At 64.9% G+C, this 20,064-nt stretch carries 23 protein-coding genes; 14 read left to right on the top strand and 9 right to left on the bottom strand.

Features of this window, described 5'->3' with window-relative positions:
* Positions 1-673 precede the first annotated feature (673 nt).
* The 3 genes from LB528_RS28000 to LB528_RS27990 are packed head-to-tail and all read left to right on the top strand — an operon-like array spanning position 674 to position 4,154.
* Positions 674-1,372 (top strand): response regulator transcription factor, encoded by a 699-nt coding sequence (locus LB528_RS28000; RefSeq protein ID WP_224717065.1) that lies wholly within the window; start codon positions 674-676, stop codon positions 1,370-1,372.
* 59 nt (positions 1,373-1,431) lie between these two features.
* Positions 1,432-2,934, top strand: coding sequence for an ATP-binding protein (locus LB528_RS27995; protein ID WP_411962275.1), 1,503 nt, complete (start codon positions 1,432-1,434; stop codon positions 2,932-2,934).
* Positions 2,935-2,987: 53 nt separating this feature from the next.
* Positions 2,988-4,154 (top strand): NAD(P)/FAD-dependent oxidoreductase, encoded by a 1,167-nt coding sequence (locus LB528_RS27990; RefSeq protein ID WP_224717064.1) that lies wholly within the window; start codon positions 2,988-2,990, stop codon positions 4,152-4,154.
* On the opposite strand, the gene LB528_RS27985 is transcribed toward LB528_RS27990, so the two are convergent.
* From LB528_RS27985 to LB528_RS27965, 5 genes are all read right to left on the bottom strand, one after another.
* Positions 4,073-4,882 (bottom strand): DUF72 domain-containing protein, encoded by an 810-nt coding sequence (locus tag LB528_RS27985; RefSeq protein ID WP_224717063.1) that lies wholly within the window; start codon positions 4,880-4,882, stop codon positions 4,073-4,075. The two genes, LB528_RS27990 and LB528_RS27985, sit on opposite strands and share 82 nt — an antisense overlap.
* Before the next feature lie 43 nt (positions 4,883-4,925).
* Positions 4,926-5,222: an SRPBCC domain-containing protein gene (locus tag LB528_RS27980; RefSeq protein ID WP_224717062.1), complete on the bottom strand. Its 297-nt coding sequence runs from the start codon at positions 5,220-5,222 to the stop codon at positions 4,926-4,928.
* A 233-nt stretch (positions 5,223-5,455) separates the two neighbouring features.
* Complete coding sequence (locus LB528_RS27975; protein ID WP_224717061.1) at positions 5,456-5,905, bottom strand: SRPBCC family protein; 450 nt, start codon at positions 5,903-5,905, stop codon at positions 5,456-5,458.
* Positions 5,902-6,222, bottom strand: coding sequence for an ArsR/SmtB family transcription factor (locus tag LB528_RS27970; RefSeq protein WP_224717060.1), 321 nt, complete (start codon positions 6,220-6,222; stop codon positions 5,902-5,904). Before LB528_RS27970 ends, LB528_RS27975 begins: the two co-directional genes overlap by 4 nt.
* A 77-nt stretch (positions 6,223-6,299) precedes the next feature.
* Positions 6,300-6,725 (bottom strand): GNAT family N-acetyltransferase, encoded by a 426-nt coding sequence (locus LB528_RS27965; protein WP_224717059.1) that lies wholly within the window; start codon positions 6,723-6,725, stop codon positions 6,300-6,302.
* A gap of 189 nt (positions 6,726-6,914) precedes the next feature.
* Between LB528_RS27965 and leuD the strand changes: the two genes are divergently transcribed.
* From leuD to leuB, 5 genes are all read left to right on the top strand, one after another.
* Positions 6,915-7,520, top strand: a complete 606-nt coding sequence (gene leuD / locus LB528_RS27960) for a 3-isopropylmalate dehydratase small subunit (protein ID WP_224517923.1) — start codon at positions 6,915-6,917, stop codon at positions 7,518-7,520.
* Between the two features lie 212 nt (positions 7,521-7,732).
* Entirely contained in the window at positions 7,733-8,683 is a 951-nt protein-coding gene (locus LB528_RS27955) for a hypothetical protein (protein WP_224717058.1), read from the top strand.
* A 310-nt stretch (positions 8,684-8,993) separates the two neighbouring features.
* The gene (locus tag LB528_RS27950) at positions 8,994-9,377 is read left to right on the top strand and encodes a RidA family protein (RefSeq protein WP_224717057.1); all 384 of its coding nucleotides are present in this window, start codon (positions 8,994-8,996) and stop codon (positions 9,375-9,377) included.
* Between the two features lie 10 nt (positions 9,378-9,387).
* A complete protein-coding gene (locus LB528_RS27945; protein ID WP_224717056.1) occupies positions 9,388-9,738 on the top strand; it encodes a VOC family protein in 351 nt (116 codons plus the stop codon).
* A gap of 256 nt (positions 9,739-9,994) precedes the next feature.
* Positions 9,995-11,098 (top strand): 3-isopropylmalate dehydrogenase, encoded by a 1,104-nt coding sequence (gene leuB / locus LB528_RS27940; protein WP_224717055.1) that lies wholly within the window; start codon positions 9,995-9,997, stop codon positions 11,096-11,098.
* A gap of 327 nt (positions 11,099-11,425) precedes the next feature.
* Here leuB and LB528_RS27935 read toward each other — a convergent pair whose 3' ends face one another.
* Complete coding sequence (locus LB528_RS27935; protein WP_224717054.1) at positions 11,426-13,291, bottom strand: DEAD/DEAH box helicase; 1,866 nt, start codon at positions 13,289-13,291, stop codon at positions 11,426-11,428.
* Between the two features lie 669 nt (positions 13,292-13,960).
* On the opposite strand from LB528_RS27935, the gene LB528_RS27930 reads away from it, so the two are divergent.
* Together LB528_RS27930 and LB528_RS27925 are read left to right on the top strand one after the other, a co-directional pair.
* On the top strand, positions 13,961-14,995 hold the full coding sequence (locus tag LB528_RS27930) for an aspartate-semialdehyde dehydrogenase (RefSeq protein ID WP_095770019.1): 1,035 nt from the start codon (positions 13,961-13,963) through the stop codon (positions 14,993-14,995).
* Between the two features lie 277 nt (positions 14,996-15,272).
* Entirely contained in the window at positions 15,273-15,725 is a 453-nt protein-coding gene (locus LB528_RS27925) for a GNAT family N-acetyltransferase (RefSeq protein ID WP_224717053.1), read from the top strand.
* Here the strand turns inward: LB528_RS27925 and LB528_RS27920 are convergent.
* A complete protein-coding gene (locus tag LB528_RS27920; RefSeq protein WP_224717052.1) occupies positions 15,715-16,134 on the bottom strand; it encodes an ACT domain-containing protein in 420 nt (139 codons plus the stop codon). The two genes, LB528_RS27925 and LB528_RS27920, sit on opposite strands and share 11 nt — an antisense overlap.
* Positions 16,135-16,298: 164 nt before the next feature.
* Positions 16,299-16,748, bottom strand: coding sequence for a cupin domain-containing protein (locus tag LB528_RS27915; protein ID WP_224717051.1), 450 nt, complete (start codon positions 16,746-16,748; stop codon positions 16,299-16,301).
* A 172-nt stretch (positions 16,749-16,920) separates the two neighbouring features.
* Here LB528_RS27915 and LB528_RS27910 point away from each other — a divergent pair, with 172 nt between their 5' ends.
* From LB528_RS27910 to LB528_RS27895, 4 genes are all read left to right on the top strand, one after another.
* A complete protein-coding gene (locus tag LB528_RS27910) occupies positions 16,921-18,063 on the top strand; it encodes a helix-turn-helix transcriptional regulator (RefSeq protein ID WP_224717050.1) in 1,143 nt (380 codons plus the stop codon).
* A 74-nt stretch (positions 18,064-18,137) separates the two neighbouring features.
* Positions 18,138-18,548: a DoxX family protein gene (locus LB528_RS27905; protein ID WP_224717049.1), complete on the top strand. Its 411-nt coding sequence runs from the start codon at positions 18,138-18,140 to the stop codon at positions 18,546-18,548.
* Positions 18,549-18,558: 10 nt separating this feature from the next.
* On the top strand, positions 18,559-19,086 hold the full coding sequence (locus LB528_RS27900; RefSeq protein WP_224717048.1) for an SRPBCC family protein: 528 nt from the start codon (positions 18,559-18,561) through the stop codon (positions 19,084-19,086).
* Positions 19,087-19,232: 146 nt separating this feature from the next.
* Positions 19,233-19,496, top strand: a complete 264-nt coding sequence (locus LB528_RS27895) for a YMGG-like glycine zipper-containing protein (protein WP_224517932.1) — start codon at positions 19,233-19,235, stop codon at positions 19,494-19,496.
* Between the two features lie 68 nt (positions 19,497-19,564).
* Here LB528_RS27895 and rpsP read toward each other — a convergent pair whose 3' ends face one another.
* Complete coding sequence (gene rpsP / locus LB528_RS27890; protein ID WP_127866065.1) at positions 19,565-19,960, bottom strand: 30S ribosomal protein S16; 396 nt, start codon at positions 19,958-19,960, stop codon at positions 19,565-19,567.
* Positions 19,961-20,064 lie beyond the last annotated feature (104 nt).

Here is a 20,064-nt window from a genome sequence, read left to right as displayed (position 1 = left end):
AAAAGCCAAAACGGAGCGAGACCTCGCGACCAAATCGCTCCGCGAGCCTGTCCTCGCTAACTGCGCAACAGGCCCCTCGAGGGGGAGATGTCGCCGCAGGCGACAGAGGGGGTCGCCGCGCGTGAAGCGCCAGCATTCTGGGCGGCAAGAATCACGTTGGCACGTTACGCGCGAGGACCCCCTCCGACCGCTTCGCGGCCATCTCCCCCTCGAGGGAGAGGACGCCAGCGCCCAGTCTCGCGATTGCCCCTGCACCAAATCTGCAAATCCTTGCTGAAAAGCTCCGGGATTCCGCCGCGCGCTTTCCGCATGGGCCGGCGAAACCGGCGGCATGCGAACACCTCACACATGCCACTGGTCCCTGCCGCGCCGGCTCCGCAATGAAGGCTGGTGGCTCGTCGAACCGCAAAGGCCATGCCATGAGGCGGCCATCCTGCCTTTCGCCCCGAAGCCGCTCCACATGGTGGGAGCGGACACGCCGGGGACGATCCGGCGATAACGCTCTTTGCCAACCTGCCATGGGCTCTGCCCAGGCATGCGCAAATGTCCGAGGCCTTTGTCGATTCATCTCCTTGCCCGGATGCAGCTCCGGACTGAAAACAATTTCGCACTTTTCCATGGAATTGCTCTAATCCTGCCGTCACCGAACCCCACGCACCGGGCCGCTGATTTCATGCCGCACCACATACTCGTCGCCGATGACGACCCGCATATCCGCGAGATCATCTGCTTCGCGCTGGAAAAGGCCGGCATGACGACGGCCGCCGTCGCCAACGGCGCCGCCGCGCTCCAGGCGGTCGAGCGCCGCGCGCCCGATCTCATCGTGCTCGACATCGGCATGCCGGAGATGGACGGGCTGGAGGTCTGCCGCAGGCTGAGGCAAAAATCCGACGTGCCGGTGCTGTTTTTGTCCGCACGCGACGAGGAAATCGACCGCGTGCTCGGGCTGGAGATGGGCGGCGACGATTACGTGACCAAGCCGTTCAGCCCGCGCGAGCTGGTCGCTCGCGTCAACGTCATCCTGCGGCGCGCGCGTCCGGCGCCGGTCGAAGAAGAAGCGGACGAGCGTCAATTCGCGCATGGCAAGCTCATGCTCGTCCCGGCAAGCCATGAAGCGAGCTTCGACGGCAAGCCGCTCATCTTGACCGCAATCGAATTCGCCATTTTGAAGGGCTTCCTCGCCCGCCCGCAGCACGTGCTTGGCCGCGACGCAGTGATGGCCAATGCCTATGCCTCCAACATCCATGTCTCGGAACGCACGGTCGACAGCCACATCCGCAACGTGCGGGCCAAGCTGGCGGCGGTCGGCTGTCTCGACGCGATCGCGACGGTGCATGGCGTCGGCTTCCGGCTCGGCCGATGCGGTGGTTGAGCAAGGAAAGGTGGCGGCCCAGGCTTGCCACCGTCGTCGTCGTCATCCTCATCCTGGTGATGGCGCTGCCGCTAGTCGGGCTGTTCTTCTTCCGGCTCTATGAGAACCAGCTGATCCGCCAGACCGAGGGCGAGCTGATCGCGCAGGGCGCGGTCGTTGCCGCTGTCTACGCCCAGGAAGTGCGCGCGGCCGGCATTTCCCAGGACAGGCTGGGTTCGCCGATCTCGGCCGATCCGGCGCGGGACAGCAATTATCCCTATGATCCGATCGAGCCGCGGCTAGACCTTGCCTCCGACGATGTCATGCCGATGCGCCCCGCGGCGCTTCCCGCCGCCCCCGACCCGGCCTTCGCGGCCATCGGCGCCCGGCTCGACGGCATTCTCGACGAAACGCAGAAAACGACGCTTGCCGGCTTCCGCCTGCTCGACCCGCGCGGCGTGGTGATTGCCGGCGGCGACGAGGTCGGCCGGTCGCTCGGCGATGTCGGGGAGGTACGGACCGCGCTTTCAGGTCATTATGCCAGCGAACTGCGCTTGCGGATCCCCGACCAGCCGGCGCCGCCGCTCTATTCGGTCAGCCGCGGCACTAGGGTGCGCGTCTTCGTCGCCATGCCGGTCGAGCTCGACGGCCGGGTCGCGGGCGTCGTCTATCTGTCGCGGACGCCGAACAACATCGTCAAGCACCTCTATGGCGAGCGCGGCAAGGTAACGTTGGCGGCGATCACGATCGTCGGCGGCACGCTCTTGATCGCGCTGGTGTTCATCCGCACCGTCAGCCGGCCGATCTACGCGCTGATCGAGCGGACGAAGCGCATCGCCGCCGGCGACCGCGAGGCGATCAGGCCGCTCGCCCATCACGGCACGCGCGAGATGGCGGCGCTGTCGGCGGCGTTCCTCGACATGGCGCAAAAACTGCAGGCGCGCTCCGACAGCATCCAGACCTTCGCCACCCATGTCTCGCATGAATTGAAATCGCCGCTGACCGCGATCCAGGGCGCGGCGGAGCTGCTCAGGGATTCCGGCGGCGCGATGGACGAGGCCGAGCGCCAGCGTTTCTCCAACAACATCGTCACCGATGCCGGGCGGCTCAATCTCCTGGTGCGCCGGCTGCTCGACCTGGCGCGCGCCGAAAATTTGGAGCCGAGCGGCGAAAGCACGACGCTTCATGCTGCATTGGCATCCTTGCCGATCGACACAAGGCTGGAAGCGCGGCTTGAAGGCGGCGGCGACATCAGGCTCGCCATCTCGGCCGAGAATCTCGGCATCGTGCTCGCCAATCTCATCGACAATTCGGCACGACATGGCGCCCGACAGGTGGCGATCCACGCCTCAGCCGATGGCAAGCGCGCGTCGGTCCGGATCGGCGACGACGGCGAGGGGATCTCGGCCGCCAACCGCGCCAGGATCTTCGAGCCGTTCTTCACCACGCGGCGCGAGTCCGGCGGCACCGGCATGGGGCTCGGCATCGTGCTGGCCCTCCTGAAAGCGCATGATGGCACGATCAGGCTGGTTGACTCCGAGCGCGGCACGCGCTTCGAGATCGATCTTCCTGCATTGATTTGAGCGTGCGAACCCCGAGCGTCGGGACCATGCTCTGGAGTCGGAGAACTAAAAGCGTGCGCTACGACATCGTCATCATCGGCGGGGCCATCGTCGGGTCCTCGGTCGCCTATTACCTGCGCGAGGAGGGCTTTACCGGCTCGATCGCGCTGATCGAGCGCGATCCACAGTTCTCCCATGCGGCGACGACCTTGTCCTGCGCCTCGATCCGCCAGCAATTCTCGATTCCTGAAAACATCCGCCTGTCGCAGTTCACGCTGAAACTGTTCCGGCGGCTGAAGGAAACCTTCGGCGCCGACGCCGATGTCGGTTTTCGTGAAGGCGGCTATCTCATCCTCGCCGGCGAGGCCGGGCTGCCGATCCTCAAGGCCAATCACGAGACGCAGGTAGCCGAGGGCGCCGACATCCTGCTCGAGGATGCCGGGCAGCTGGCGCAGCGTTTCCCGTGGCTGTCGACCGAAGGCATTTCCGCCGGCGCCTTTGGCCGCAGCGGCGAGGGCTGGTTCGACGCGCATGCCATGCTGATGCTGTTCCGCAAGGCGCTGCGCGACAAGAAGACTGATCTCATCACGGCTTCCGTCACCGGCATCGCGCGCGACGGCAATCGTGTCGCCAGTGTAAGCCTCGACAATGGCGAGACGCTCGAAGCCGGCATTGTCGTCAACGCGGCCGGGCCGAATGCCGGCGAGGTCGCCGCCTTGGCCGGGCTGGCGCTGCCGGTCGAGCCGCGCAAGCGCAATGTCTTCGTCTTCGAAGCGCGCGACAAATTCGCCGATATGCCGCTGCTGGTGGATCCGTCCGGCATCTATGTGCGGCCCGAGGGCTCGGTCTACATCACCGGCGGCGCCGAGCCGGAGGAAGGCGATCATGCGCCCGATCCAACGGATTTCGAGGTTAACTGGCCGCTCTTCGAAGAGGTGATCTGGCCGGTCCTAGCCACCCGCATCCCGGCCTTCGAGGCGATCAAGCCGACGCGCGCCTGGGTCGGGCATTACGACTACAACACGCTCGACCAGAATGCGGTGATCGGCCCGCATCCGGAGGTCGAAAATTTCCTGTTCGCCAACGGCTTCTCCGGCCACGGCCTGCAGCAGGCGCCGGCGGTGGGGAAGTCGATCGCCGAGCTCATCGTGCATGGCGGCTACCGCACGATCGACTGTACGGCATTTGGATATGAGCGTGTGGCGGAAGGACGGGCGTTCCGGGAGCTGAACGTCATCTGACGGACGGCTGCATCGACCGAAAGCGCATTGCCGAGCGCATGGCCTCGTGCCGTGTTGTCGAATATGCACCAGACCTCGGCGGCCGATGCGCTGGCTTGGAAAAGCCGCCCGCTGATATCCAGAAGCTGACCGGCCTCGTAGTCCGAATAGTAGACGCGCGGCGCGCCATGGAATCGGAAGTAGGCGAGCTCACGCCAGCCGCCAGGCATAGAGGCAGCAGGCACGGGAGCAGGGTCGGCCGCAACGCGCCCAACATGAAAGCGGCTCAGCAAGGCCCCGGCTTCCGGCTCGAACCAACTGGCGTGACGCGGTTCGCAAACAAGGCGCCGGTCGGTCTTTGCACGCAGCGCGGCGAAGAACCTTCCGGTGGTTTGGGGATCGAACCCCAGGCTGGGCGGCAGTTGAACCAAAAGCACGGAAAGCTTGGCACCGAGGCCCCCGATCTGATCCAAAAACGCTTCCAGAAGATCATCGCAATCTCCCAGGCGGCGCTCATGCGTCATGACTCTGGGGATTTTTGCGGAAAAGCGAAAATGATCGGGGACCGCGCGCGCCCAGCGCTCATAGGTTTGCCGCCGATGCGGCTTGTGGAACGAGGAATTGATCTCGACGATCGAAAGCTGTGCCGCATAGCGTTCGAGCTGCGAGCCGGAAGCGGAGAAAAAAGGTTTATGCGCTGCGGGTATGCTCCATCCGGCGGTTCCCACGACACAGCGGCTGTTCTCCATCCCCCGAATCTGGACAGGCGCGATTGCGAGTCAAGCGAGAGCCTCAGGGAGTTGGCCGAGCACCCAGATACCGCTGCAACCACCCCAACACCCGCGCCCAGCTCTCGGCATGTTCCGCTGCCGCATCCGGGAAACCCGCGAAACCGCCATGGCAGATGGTGAGCCGCGTGCCGCCGACGATCGGCTCCAGCAGATAGGCGACCGTCGTTTCTTCGCGGCCGAGCGCCGGATGGTCCCAGCCGTAGCGCCGCGTCTGCACAATGCGGCGCGGCATTTCGATTTCGAGAAACTCTCCGCCGGCGGGCAGGCGCCCGCCCGTCGGCGGTTCGCACCGTGACACGCCAGCTTCCGCCGACGCGCAGATCGGCGTTCCAGCCGGTCATGCGGTAAGTTTCGGGCGAACCCCACCAGCGCTCGACCTCGCTGGTTATCAGCGCCGCGCCAACCTCGTCCGGCGAGGCGGGAAGGCCGGCCGAGGCCACGACCGTGTCCGCGTTCGCCATGGCTTGCGGCAAGGACAGTTGCAGCATCGCATACACCTCCGGCGAATCGTCTCGTATCCGAAACGAATTTTCATCCCTTCGACGGCGGCCGCTCGAAACCCTTGCCGGTTTCGAGCAGGCTCTTGAGGCTGGCGAGCACCAGCGGCCAGCCCTTGGAGACGTTCGGAATCAGCCTGTGCGGGCCGTCGGCCTCATGGGTGACGGCGAGCTTCATCAATTCGCCGTCGGGCTCGATGGTGAAGGTGCAGCGCGTATAGCCGTCCTCCTTCACCTCGGGCATCCATTCGTTGCGCCATTTGATCACCAGGCGCCGTGGCGGGTCGATTTCGAGGATCTCGCCGGAGTCGGCGATGCGCCCGTCGGGGAAGACCAGCTTCCAGCTCGAGCCGACCTTCCAGTCGCTCTCCTGATGGGAGCAGAGGAAGAACTGCCGGTTAAATTCCGGATCGGTCAGCGCTTGCCAAAGTTTTTCAGGCGTCGTGCGGATATAGGTGACATAGACAAAACTGTTCTCGCTCACGGCTCTTCCCTTTCAAGGCGTTGCTTCAGGTCGCTGAGGGCAGCAAGCCGCCCCCGCTCGAACTTGCCGATCCAGCGCTCGGCGATCTCGTTGATCGGAACGGGGTTGAGGTAATGCTCCTTCTCGCGGCCCCGGCGCATGGTGGTCACGAGGTTCGCCTCCTCGAGGACCGCCAGGTGCTTGGTCACCGCCTGGCGCGTCATCTCCATGTTCTCGCAAAGCGCGTTCAGCGTCTGCCCGTTCCGGGCATGGAGGCTGTCCAGCAATTGCCGGCGGGTCGGGTCGGCCAAAGCGCGAAAGACGGCATCCATGCTCATGGCTTTAATATGCAACCATCTGGTTGCATGTCAAGCTCAAAAGAATTGGCGACTGCAGGCATGAGGTCGCCAGCAGGTCAGCGCTTGCGGGAGAACCAGAAGGCGTCGGTCATGCGCGTCATGCCGATGCGCTCGTAGAAGCCGACGGCGTCGGGCATCGAGATCAGGCTGATGGCGACCGAAGGCCCGAGCTGCCGCTGCGCCTCGTCCATCAGGCCCCTGCCGACGCCGAGCCCTTGCGCCGAGGCGGATACGGCGAGCTCGGAGATGTAGCAGACCCAGGAAAAATCGGTGATGCCGCGCGCGACGCCGATCAGCGGCTTGCCTTCGATGTCGAGCCGCGCTGTCAGCACCAGATTGGCATTGCCGAGCATTATCTTCAGGCGCGCTTCATCGTCGACGGGCCGTGTTGCACCGAGACCGGATTCCACCAGCACGCGGCGGAATTCGGCGACATCGAGCGCGGGTTCGCTGGCGTAAAGGACTTTGGAAGGCTCAACCATGGTCGCAGACTGCACCAGCCGGCCAGGATTTCGAAGCCGTTTTTTGAAGCGTTCCAGCTTCGGCACGCATGCCATGCCCGACATTGGCCCGAGGCCCGCGCACGAACAGTTGCCTTCCATTTGCCGCCGGCTTTGTGTAAACCGTCCGGCAAAATTCCCCGCAAGCCACGAAGAAGACGGGCAAGGACCATGGATAAATTCACCAAGCTCACCGGCGTCGCCGCGCCCATGCCGATCGTCAATGTCGACACCGACATGATCATCCCCAAGGATTATCTCAAGACGATCAAGCGCACCGGGCTCGGCACCGGGCTTTTCGCCGAGATGCGCTACAATGAGGACGGCTCGGAGAATCCGGAATTCGTCCTCAACAAGCCGGCCTACCGCAAGGCGCAGATCCTGGTCGCCGGCGACAATTTCGGCTGCGGTTCGAGCCGCGAGCATGCGCCCTGGGCGCTGCTCGATTTCGGCATCCGTTGCGTGATCTCGACCTCGTTCGCCGACATCTTCTACAACAACTGCTTCAAGAACGGCATCCTGCCGATCACGGTCAGCCCGGAAGACCTCGACAAGCTGATGGACGACGCTTCGCGCGGCTCCAACGCGACGCTGTCGATCGACCTCGAGGCGAAGGAAATCCGCGGGCCGGATGGCGGCGTGGTCAAATTCGACCTCGACGATTTCAAGCGCCACTGCCTCTTGAACGGCCTCGACGATATCGGGCTGACCATGGAGAAGGCCGGCGCCATCGCGTCCTTCGAGAAGAGGAATGCCGAGCTGCGCCCCTGGGCCTGAGAGACTGCTTGGAAATCTACTCCGGCGGCCATCTGATGGCGGTTTCTGCGCTTCCGTTGCTCACGGACCAAATGTCCGCTGCGCTACGGTTCTCGAAACCGCCACCATATGACTCGCCAGAGCGAATTTCGAAGCAGTCTCTGAGCGGCGCGGCTTCAAATCGAAGGCCCGCCCTTTGCCGGCTGGGCTGGCGGCTGAATGGAGGGACAGTCATGACACGCTTGCTTCTGGCCGCCGCTGGCGCATCGGCGGCAATCCTTCTCGCCACGATCGGCGCCAATGCGCAGACCACCGCGCCCGCCACGCAGTCGGCGCCGGCGGCATCCGATCAGCCAGCGGCCGATCAAGGCGCGTCCGACCAGGGATCGGGCAACGACCAGGCCGCGCCGGATGACGATAAGCAGGCGCCGATCCCGTTTGAGGGCGGCCAGCTCACCATTACGCAGCCGGAGCAGGACGGCGAGAAGGTGCTGTCATATGACGGCAAGCAGCTTGCCAGCAATTACGACGTCTTCTTCGACAAGATCGTCAAGATCGGCGACGTCAACGTGGCGCTGGTCGATGTCGGCGATGGCGGCAACCAGTGCGGCCCGGCCAAGGTCATCGTCTGGAAGCCGAAGGACGGCGAGATCCAGACCACCACGGTCGAGCAGGACGAATGCGGCGCGCCGCCGGCAGCAGTCTCCGACAGCGCCATCTATTTCGTTCCCTATCTGCTGCCGGGAGAGACACGGCCGGCGCTGCAATGGTCGCCCACCGCAGGGCTGACGACATCCGGCAACCTGACCTACACGCCCGAACCCGGCACCGGCTGGAAGGATGTCGACCCGTCGAAATTGGACAACATCATCGATGCCTTCCACAATGAGGCCGTCTACAAAGCCGGACAGGCGTTACTGGGCAACGACATGCCCGACATGGCGACCAGCCTTCTGGTTGGCGGCGGCACCGAAAAGACGGCCTCAGGCGCCTTCTACGCCACCGGCTGCGTGCCGCATGACTGCGGCGGCAATGACGGCTTCATGGCCGTCGACCCGGCCAAGCAGAAAGTCTATTTCGCCCGCCGCGGCGACAATGGCGAGCCGCAGGCCTGGCCGCCGATGAAGGACTGGCCGGACGATATCAAGAAGGCGTATGACGACGCGCAGGGGTCGGGGAACTAGGCTCTTTGGCAGCGGTGCCGGCCATGAGGGTGCCAGCGAAAAACGATTGTCGCCCCGATCCTTCGCACCCCCCTCTGCCCTGCCGGGCATCTCCCCCGCAAGGGGGGAGATTGAGCGCTCGACCGCCTCGTCAATCTCCGATGTTACTCGAACAGGCGAAGCGCCGAAGCTGCTGATCTCCCCCCTTGTTGTGGGGGAGATGGCCGGCAGGCCAGAGGGGGGTGCTGTCCCGCCAGCGTCACATTGTCTGGCTCACGACTGGGTCGCCACTCCGTTTCACAATGCCCGCAACCGACGCGAGGCCACCCCCATGCGCAAGCTCATCTCCACCGGCTCCCCCTTCGAGAAAACCGCGGGCTATTCGCGCGCGGTGGTGCAGGGTGACTGGTGCTTTGTCTCCGGCACGACCGGCTATGATTATGCCACCATGACCATGCCCGACACGGTCGAGGCGCAGACGCGCAATTGCCTTGCCACCATCGCCAAGGCGCTGGCCGAGGGCGGGTTCGACTTGGCCGATGTGGTGCGGGCGCATTACTACATCACCGACCAGGCCCATGTTGACGTCGTCTTCCCGATCCTCGGCGAGGCGTTCGGCGACATCCGCCCGGCGGCGACGATGATCGTGTGCCAGCTCAACAAGCCGGAGATGAAGATCGAGATCGAGGTGACGGCGCTGAGGCACACGGCATAGGAGCTGAGGGATGGTGGTTCGGCGCATCATAACCAACATCGCCACAAAGGATATCGCGGCGGCGAAGCGCTTCTATCACGACGTGCTTGGCCTCGATCTGCTGATGGATATGGGCTGGATCGCCACCTACGGGTCCGAGGAACGGATGCAGGTGCAAGTGAGCTTCATGGCGCAGGGCGGATCGGACACGCCGATGCCGGACCTGTCGATCGAGGTCGACGATGTGGACGCAGCGCTTGCGGGCATGAAGAAGGCAGGCTTCGCCGTCGAATATGGCCCGGCTGACGAGCCCTGGGGCGTGCGGCGCTTCTATGTGCGCGATCCGTTCGGCAGGCTGGTGAATATTCTCGCGCATCGGTAGGGCTCTTCCAGCTTGGGTTCCTCGCCCCCACGAAGTGGGGGAGAGGTGGCTCGGCGAAGCCGAGACGGAGAGGGGGAGTGCCCTACGAAGGCCCCCTCTCCGTCCGCTTCGCGGACACCTCTCCCCCGCCTTCGGCAGGGGCGAGGAACCGGAGCCACACCTGCCGAGCGCCGCAGTATTTCTCCGTCCTCTTGCGCCGCAACCGCTTGGCGTTTAGCAAGGCGCCGGTTCAATTTCTCTCCCGGGACGGTTCTCCATGGCTTCGAAAAATCTCTTCCTGCTCGCCGGCGACGGCATCGGCCCTGAGGCCATGGCCGAGGTGAAGAAGCTGATCAAGGCCATGAACGACAGGCTGGGCAGCGGCTTTGCTACCGACGAAGGACTGGTCGGCGGCTGCGCTTACGACGCGCATGGCGCGGCGATCTCCGATGCCGACATGGCTAAGGCGATGACGGCGGACGCCGTGCTGTTCGGCGCCGTCGGCGGGCCGAAATGGGATAGCGTGCCTTACGAGGTGCGCCCCGAGGCCGGGCTCTTGCGCCTGCGCAAGGACATGGAGCTGTTCGCCAATCTCAGACCGGCGATCTGCTATCCGGCTTTGGCCGCTTCCTCCTCGCTCAAGCAGGAGGTGGTCGAGGGCCTGGATATTCTCATCGTGCGCGAGCTGACCGGCGGCGTCTATTTCGGCGAGCCGAAGCAGATCATCGATCTCGGCAACGGCCAGAAGCGCGGCATCGACACCCAGGTCTACGACACGTTCGAGATCGAGCGCATTTCGGGCGTCGCCTTCGAGCTGGCGCGCACGCGCAAGAACCACGTCACCTCCATGGAAAAGCGCAACGTCATGAAATCGGGTGTGCTGTGGAACGAGGTCGTCTCGCAGACCCACAAGGCGCGCTATTCCGACGTCAAGCTCGACCATATGCTGGCCGATGCCGGCGGCATGCAGCTGGTGCGCTGGCCGAAGCAGTTCGACGTCATCGTCACCGACAATCTGTTCGGCGACATGCTCTCCGACATCGCCGCCATGCTAACCGGCTCGATCGGCATGCTGCCGTCCGCCTCGCTCGGCGCGCCGGACGCCAAGACCAAGAAGCGCAAGGCGCTCTACGAGCCGGTGCACGGCTCGGCGCCCGACATCGCCGGCAAGGGCATCGCCAACCCGATCGCCATGATCGCCTCCTTCGCCATGTGCCTGCGCTATTCCTTCGGCATGGTGGCCGAGGCCGACAGACTGGAAGCGTCGATCGCCGCCGTGCTCGACGACGGCCTGCGCACCAAGGACATTCTTTCCCCGGGCATGAAGGAAGTCGGCACCACCGAAATGGGCGACGCCATCATCGCCAAGTTCCTGGGATGATGTATGACTGTCGACATTCGCTGGGCGAGGGTCGACATTGCGCACCCCACGCTATGGCGGAGCAAGGAGCGAAGCGACGCAGCGCAGACCATAGAAATCCATTCCGTGACCTGTGAGCGTCGCAGCGGTTCAGAACGGCTCCCTGTTCTGCGTCGTCCCTATTCTTCGCGCGAGGTCACGGCATGGATCCTCGGGTCTGCGCGTCCGCTTCGCTCCCGCTCCGCCCGTGGATGACGAAGTTCGGACGCTTCGGCCAATCTCGAAGGTGCGATTTGCCACCGAAAGAGAACGCCGGCGCTCGCCGCGGGTCGGCTTTCCGTCGCGATCCTACGCTGGCCGTTTCTTCTGCTTATTTCGCTTTGCCGGCTGGTCGGATTTCGGCCCGTCGAACTTTGGCTTGTCGAATTTCGCCTTGCCGGGTTTCTTCGCCCAGGTGTCCGGCGCCCCAGCATGCTGACGCTCGCCCGGCGCCCGCTTCTCGAATACGGGCGCGCCTTGGTCGAAAGACCGCTTGCCGCGATGCGGCTTGTTCTCCGGCCTCTGCGGCTGGTAGCCGGCGCGCGACAGGTCCGGCATGCCGTCGATCCGCCTGACCGCGATGCTGCCTTGCAGCTTGCGGTCGGGGCCGATCGCGGCGACGAACCGGTCGGCCCAGTCGGCGGCGATCTGCACGAAGGTTTCCTCCGGCTGCATCTTGATGGCGCCGATCTCGCGCTTGGACATGCCGGCGGTGCGGCACAGCATCGGGATCAGCCAGCGCGGCTCGGCATTCTGCCGGCGGCCGACCGAGAGCGAGAACCAGACGCTGTCGCCGAAATCGTCGCGGCGGGCGGGTGCTTCTTCGCGGCGCGCGAACTTCTCCTTCGACGGCGCGAAGGGTGCGACGTCGATCAAATCCTCGGGCGCCGAGCGGCTACCGCGGCAAAGCCGCACGAAGGCTGCGGCTACAAGCTCGGCGCCATGCCGCTCCAAGAGAGCCGCGGCGAAGTCGAGCTCCTCGTCCTTCACCGGCTCGCCGAGGGAAGGGTCGGCCAGGATGCGCTCGTCATCGCGCCGCAGCACCTCGTCGGCCGAGGGCGGGCTTGCCCAGGCCGCGGTCAGGCCGGCATTGGCGAGCAGCCGCTCGGCGCGCCGGCGCGCATTGCCCGGCACGATCAGCGCGCTGACTCCCTTGCGCCCGGCGCGCCCGGTGCGGCCGCTCCGGTGCAGCAGCGTCTCCGGGTTGCTCGGCAGGTCGGCATGGATGACGAGATCGAGATTGGGCAAGTCGATGCCGCGCGCGGCGACGTCGGTGGCGATGCAGACTTTGGCACGGCCGTCGCGCATCGCCTGCAGGGCGTGGCTGCGCTCGTTCTGGCTGAGCTCGCCGGACAGCGCCACCACAGCAAAATTGCGGTTGTTGAAGCGCGCGGTGAGATGGTTGACGGCGGCGCGGGTGTTGCAGAACACCATCGCATTGCCCGCCTCGTAGAAGCGCAGCACGTTGATGATGGCGTTCTCGCGATCGGCGGGCGCGACCGAAAGCGCCCGGTATTCGATGTCGAGATGCTGCTTTTCCTCGCCGCCGGCCAAGATGCGCACGGCGTCGCGCTGGTAGCTCTTCGCCAGCGTGGCGATGGAGCGCGGCACGGTGGCGGAAAACATCAGCGTGCGGCGCCCGGCGGGCGCTGCGTCGAGGATGAATTCCAGGTCCTCGCGGAAGCCGAGATCGAGCATCTCGTCGGCCTCGTCCAGCACCACGGCCTTCAGTGCCGACATGTCGAGCGCGCCGCGCGTGATGTGGTCGCGCAGCCTCCCCGGCGTGCCGACGACGATGTGAGCGCCGCGTTCCAGCGCGCGCCGCTCCGTGCGCATGTCCATGCCGCCGACGCAGGAGGCGATCTCGGCGCCGGTCAGCTCGTAAAGCCATTCCAGCTCGCGCCGTACCTGCAGCGCCAGCTCGCGCGTCGGAGCCACGACCAATCCCAGCGGCGCGCCGGCCTTGGCAAACCGCTCAGCGCCACCAAGCAGGGTCGGCGCCACGGCAAGGCCGAAGGCCACGGTCTTGCCGGAGCCGGTCTGCGCCGACACCAGCGCGTCGGCCTCGCCGAGCTCAGGCCCAAGCACCGCCTTCTGCACCGGCGTCAGCGCCGAATAACCGCGCTTTTCCAGCGCCTGCGCCAGCGCAGGAACAATCGTTTCGAAACTGGACATTTTCTTCTTTCGGAATTCGGGGGTTCTGCGGCTCGTCATGGAGCACAAGGCCGGCACTGCGCCAGCCAAACGAAATTTGGGCCGTTCGTACTTGCTACAGCCGCCATTGTACAGAGCAGTGCGCAGCGCGGCGATTGGCGAAACCGCTGACGCCCCTCTCCCCGTCATTTTACGGGGAGAGGATGCCGGCAGGCAGGTGAGGGGCAGCGCGAACGCTGATGGGTAAGGCAAGGGGCCGGTCTTCAGGCCCTCGCTTCCGGATGAGCTAACCGTCGAACTCGGCGCCGCCCCTCATCCGCCCTTCGGGCACCGTTTTCCCCGTTAGTGACGGGGAGAAGGAGAGGCGCTGCGCCGATTGACTCTTTTGCCAAACCGCGTAAAAGCCCGCGTCGAATGGGATCGTTTTTTTCGATGCGCGGCCTTTTGATGGCTCTTCTTGCATTCGATACCCCCAGCCACAATGTAAAGCATTGGGCCGGGCGCTCAGGCGCGTCCGTCCGTTCCAGCAAGACCCCATTCTTGGCCAAGAAAACCGGCAAAACCACCACCAAAACGGTGTGATTCCCTTGGCCTAACCACCCTCTCCCGGGTACGGCCCGGGGGACGAAACCCGCATGAGGCCGGCGGGTTTTCTCCAACAACCAAGCGGAGAGGGACAGGAGATATCAGATGAGTTTCAAGGTTGCGGTAGTCGGCGCCACGGGCAATGTGGGCCGCGAAATGCTCAACATTCTGGACGAGCGCGGCTTCCCGGTGAGCGAGGTGGTGGCGCTGGCGTCGCGGCGCAGCCAGGGCACCGAAGTGTCCTTCGGCGACCGCACGCTGAAGGTCAAGGCGCTCGACCAGTATGATTTTTCCGACACCGACATCTGCGTCATGTCGGCGGGCGGCAATGTGTCGAAGGAATGGTCGCCGAAGATCGGCAAGCAGGGCTGCGTCGTCATCGATAATTCGTCGGCCTTCCGCTACGATCAGGACGTGCCGCTGATCGTGCCGGAAGTGAACCCGGACGCGATCTCGCTGTTCACGCGCAAGAACATTATCGCCAACCCGAACTGCTCGACGGCGCAACTGGTCGTGGCGCTGAAGCCGCTGCATGACGTCGCCACCATCAAGCGCGTCGTTGTTGCCACCTACCAGTCGGTGTCCGGCGCCGGCAAGGAAGGCATGGACGAGCTCTTCACCCAGACCCGCGCGGTCTTCGTCGCCGACCAGGTCGACGTCAAGAAGTTCACCAAGCGCATCGCCTTCAACGTCATCCCGCATATCGACGTCTTCCTCGACGACGGCTTCACCAAGGAAGAGTGGAAGATGGTGGCCGAGACCAAGAAGATGCTCGACCCCAAGATCAAGCTGACGGCGACCTGCGTGCGCGTGCCGGTGTTCATCGGCCATTCGGAAGCGGTCAACATCGAATTCGAAAAGCCGATCACGGCGGATGAGGCGCGCGAGATCCTGCGCGAGGCGCCCGGATGCCAGGTGCTCGATAAGCGCGAGAACGGCGGCTATATCACGCCGCTGGAATCGGCCGGCGAGGACGCCACCTTCATCTCGCGCATCCGCGAGGATTCGACCGTCGACAACGGCCTGTCGATGTGGGTGGTCTCCGACAACCTGCGCAAGGGCGCGGCGTTGAATGCCGTGCAGATCGCCGAGCTCCTGGTCGAGCGCGGCCTGATCCAGCCGAAGAAGAAGGCGGCCTGACGGCAGTTTGTTTCGCTCACGGGCCGCACCGCCGCTGCCGCGGCTGGCCCTGCGCGGGCGCGCCGGACGACCGGCGGCCTGCGGTCGCAGGCTCGGCCTTCGGCCGTTTGGTTTTCGCTCACGGGCCGTATCGCCGCTGCGCGGCTGGCCCTGCGCGGGCGCGCCGGAAGGCCGGCGGCCTGCGGTCGCAGGCTCGGCCTTCGGCCGGGGCGCTTCTTCCTTCTCCCCGTTCAACGGGGAGAAGGTGCCCGAAGGGTGGATGAGGGGCAGCGCCGGCATGTCCAGTTTTCCTGAAATCTTACTACGCCCAGCCATCGGTTCAGACGCCGCCGCCATCGCAATCACGATGCGCGCCTCGCTCAATACCCTCAGCTGGATGCCGTTGCTGCACACGCCTGAGAAGGACTTGTTCTTCATCCGCGACATCCTGCTGCCCAATCAGCAGGTGACGGTCGCCGATGCTGGCGGCCGCATTGTCGGCTTCATCGCCATCGGCGGCGAGTGGGTCGAGCAGCTTTATCTCGATCCGGCCTGGACCGGGCGAGGCATCGGCAGCCGGCTGCTTGCTCAGGCCATCGCCGGCATGTCTCTGGTCAAGCTCCATTGCTTCCAGGCCAATACCGGCGCGCGCCGCTTCTACGAACGCCACGGTTTTCGCGCCGAAGCCTTCGGCGACGGCTCGGCCAATGAGGAAGGCTTGCCAGATATTCTTTATGTCCTCAGGCGCTGAACTCAGGCCCATTTTCGGCCGCCAGGCCGCGCAGTATCGCCAGCGCTTCCTCCGCCCGCTCCACCGGCACGAACAGATGGTCGTGATAGAAGGCCGAGACCGGATTGACGCCCATGCCGGCCGCCGCGAGCCGCGTCGTGATGGCGGCGAGGAAGCCGACGGCTTCCAGCGAGGAGTGGATGTCGAGCGTGATCATCCGGCTGCGGAACGTGCCGGCAAGGCCGGCAGCCTTCGCCTGGCTTTCGGCCAGGATCAGCGTCGTGCCCTCGCGCTCGATGAAGCGCATGACCGGCTCCAGGCCCTCCGGCAAGGCTGCGCCGGGCGGCAAGGTCGCGAAGACATAGACTTCCGGGTAGAGCTGCGGCGTCATCGATGCCAGCAGCTTTTGCAGGTCCGTCTCGCCGCTCATGGTTTCCTTTCCCGGAATGCGCGTGGCGCTGTTCTTCTGTCTTGACGCAATTCCGGACGCGTGGCTACGGCGAAGGCGCCGAGCCCAACCGCTTACGCTTTTCCTGGAACTGCTTTCGGGGGGACGTCCCGGAACATGGTCCCGGCCCTCGGGCTGGGGTCGCCTCACGTTCGCGCATATCCTAAGGGTGGCCCGGTAATCTCCATGTCGAACTGGGCCGCGATCGCCTTGATTGCGGCCACGTCTCGCGGAATCTCCAGTCCCTGCGCGGCAACCGCCGGGAAAAAGCCTTCGAGACCTCCCGGGGACAGGATAGCGATCCATTGCGCAGGCTCGACGACGACGAAAGCGTGCTCAACGCCAGCGGGAATGTGGAATATTTCTCCGGCGCTGCGTTCGGAAGTTTCCCCGGCGCGCCAGAAGCGCAGCCGCCCTTGGAGAATGACGAAGATTTCGTCGGCCTCGAGATGGCGGTGGCGCGGCGGTCCGTCGCCCGGACCAGCATCGGATGCAAATGCCCCGAGCTTGCCGCCGGTCTCGCGGGCCGTCAGAAGCGTTTCGTAGTGCGTACCGTTCCAATCGGTCTGAGTGCCAGGTGCTGCCCGCGTTTGCATCTTCGCCACATGTGGTTGGAGTGAAGCTTGATGGCTTCACGATAGCTACACGCTGACCTCGGGCGGTCGCCTCGTATGAACATATGAGATGCGGCGGGGAATGGTTGTCAGCAAAGCCGGCTTCCGGCAAACTGCAGATCCCTTCAGGTGAGGGAGCGTTGGACCGGCACGCATGCACGACTTCGACGGCATGGTCGGGCAGATCTACGACGCGGCGGTCGAACCCGGCCGCTGGCCGCTGGTTCTCGAGACGCTGTCGGATTTCCTCGAAGGCGCCGCCACCAAGCTGACGTTCCAGAACGCAAGGACGTTGCGCAGCGAAGCGAGTTCGGTGCGCATGCCGCCCGAGGCGGACCGCACCTACGCGCAGTATTACTACAAGACCAATGTGTTTCTTCCGCGTATCGCCAAGCTGCGCGCCGGCGCGTTGATTCCGGTGTGGGACCTCGTGCCGCGCGAAGTCTACCAGCGCTCCGAGTTCTATAACGACTTCTGCCGACCCGGCGACATGTGCCACCCGATCGGGGTCGTGCTGGCCAACGAACCGGACATGCGCGTCGTGTTCACCTGCGGACGCGCCAGGACAGCCGGCGAGTTCGAGCCCGAGCATCTCGAGCGGCTGCGCCGCGTCGGGCCGCATCTGGTTCGCGCGGCGAGCGTGGGATTGCGCCTCTCGCGTTCGGAGATCGCCAGGAGTGCCAATGTCGAGGCGCTCGACCGCGTCGCCCAGGGCGTGCTGATCGTGGCGGCGAATGGCGACATCCTGTTCGCCAACCGGGCGGCCGAAGCGCTGCTCACCGAAGCCGACGGAATCAGGATCGAGAAATCGGCGCTGCGCGCAAATAAGCCAGCGGATGCCGCGCAATTTCGCCGGTTGATTGCCACGGCCGCGGAGCAGTCGGACACCGCAGGCGGCGTGATGGCGCTCGCGCGGCCGGCGCCGCGTCGACCGCTGAGCGTGCTGGTGGCGCCGCTGAAGATCGAGTCGACATGGTTCGTGACCGGCCGCCCCGCCGCAATCGTGTTCGTGGCCGATCCGGACAGCGCGCCGCGGACCATGCAGGCCCAGTTGCGCAACCTCTATCGACTGACCCCGGCCGAGGCGGCCGTGGCCATTGCGATCGCCCGCGGCGAAGGACTGCAGGCGGTCGCAGACGAGCTCGGCATCAGCCTGACCACGGCGCGCACCCACCTGCAGCACGTGTTCGAAAAGACGGAGACGCGGCGGCAGGCGGAGCTGGTGCGCCTCATTGCGGCGAGCGGCGTTTACGACCGGTTGGCGGAGCCTGCGCCGAAAAGACTCCGGACCCTGTAGGATCGCGGCCCCAAAGCGCGTCCTTGGTTCGACCTCGGCAGAGGGGTCGGTCGAACCATCAGGAGGAAACATCCATGAGCATGTCCGAAGCCGTGCCCGTCTCGAACGGCGCCTTGTGGACCGGGCGCGCGCTCAGCGCCGCCGTCGTCCTGTTCATGATCTTCGACGGCGTCATCAAGCTGCCGCCGCTGGATGTCGTCACCCGGACGATGGCCGACCTCGGCTGGCCGGCCGACGCCAATGTCGCGCGCCTGATCGGGGTCATCGGGCTGATCTCGACCGCGCTCTACGCCTTGCCGCGCACCTCGGTGCTCGGCGCCATCCTGCTCACCGCCTATATGGGCGGCGCGATTTCGACCCATGTGCGGATCGGCAACCCGCTCTTTTCGCACACTTTGTTCGGCGTCTATCTCGGTATCATCCTGTGGGGCGGGCTCTATCTGCGTGACCCGAGGGTATGCGCGTTGATCCCGTTCTCGCGATAGGGAGAGAAAAATGCTCACCACCATCCTCATCATCCTGGTCGTCATCATCGCCGCCGTGCTCATCTATGCCGCGACCCGGCCGAACCATTTCGTCGTCACCCGCTCGGCCAGCATCAAGGCGCCGGCCGAGACGATCTTCCCGCTGATCAACGATTTCCGGCGCTGGCCGGAATGGTCGCCCTTCGAAAAACTCGACCCTCAGATGCAGCGCACGCTGTCCGGCACCGACAGCGGCAAGGGCGCGGCCTATGCCTGGGAAGGCGACTCCAAAGCCGGCAAGGGCCGCATGGAGATCACGAATTCGGTGCCGTCATCGCTGGTCTCGCTCAAGCTCGACTTCGAAAGGCCGTTCCGGGCCAACAACACGGTCGACTTCTCGCTCTCGCCGTCCGGCGACGGCACCACGGTTACCTGGGCAATGCGCGGCGCAAGGCCTTTCATTGCCAAGCTGATGGGCCTGTTCATGAATTTTGACACGCTGATCGGCAAGGATTTCGAGGCCGGGCTCGACAAGCTGAGGCGCCTTACCGAGCGCTGAAAAGCACGATATTTCAATGAGTTCATGCCGGCGCCATAAATCCGGCCGGCACGTAGCCGGCCAATTTTCATCATTGCGGGGATCAATTTAGCTGTTTGTGAGTTTAGGCCATGGCGGCGAGGACGGCGCTTGAGAGAGGAACAGCAATGAAGAAAGCAATTACCATCCTGGTGCTGACGGTCGCCCTCGGCGCCTGCTCGCAAACGGAAAAGGGTGCTGCGATCGGCGGCCTGGGCGGTGCGGCGGTCGGAGCCGCGGTGGCCAACGATCCGGTGCAGGGCGCGGTGGTCGGCGGCGCGGTCGGCGCCGTCGCCGGCGCACTGATCGGACGTGCCAGCGAAAGCGGCAAGTGCCGGTATCGCGACCGCTACGGTCGCGTCTATGTCGCAAGGTGTCCGGCGGGATATTGAGGCTGCAAAGCGGGCAAAGAAAAACGGCGGGTCCATGCCCGCCGTTTTTGTAAGCGAAAAGGCCGGGACTACTCGGCGGTGGCGGCTTCGGCCGGAGCGGCGGTCGCCGCGGCGGCAGCAGCAGCCGCGTCTTCCTGGGCCTTCTTCAGCAGCGCGGCGCGTTCCTGCGCCTTCTTGCCAGGCAGGGCCTTGTTCGGGTTCGAGCGGGCTTCGCGCTTGGCAAGGCCGGCTTCGTCGAGGAAGCGCAGCACGCGGTCGGTGGGCTGGGCGCCGTGCGACAGCCAGTGCTTGACGCGCTCGGCGTCAACCTTGACGCGCTCGCCATCCTTCGGCAGCAGCGGGTTCCAGGAACCCAGCGACTCGATGAAACGGCCGTCGCGCGGCGAACGGGCGTCGGCGACGACGACGTGGTAGTAGGGACGCTTCTTCGAGCCCGCACGGGCCAGTCTGATCTTCAGTGCCATTGTTTTCTCCTAAAAAGCTCTGATTTCGTTTGATTGACGTTGTCTTTGCTTGCGTATGTCGTTGCCCCAAAACCGCTGCGCAGTTTTGGGCGACACGCGCCGGG

Source organism: Mesorhizobium sp. CA4 (assembly GCF_020165075.1).
In the GTDB taxonomy this organism is placed as follows: Bacteria; Pseudomonadota; Alphaproteobacteria; order Rhizobiales; family Rhizobiaceae; genus Mesorhizobium.
This window is presented reverse-complemented; position numbering and strand designations above follow the sequence as displayed.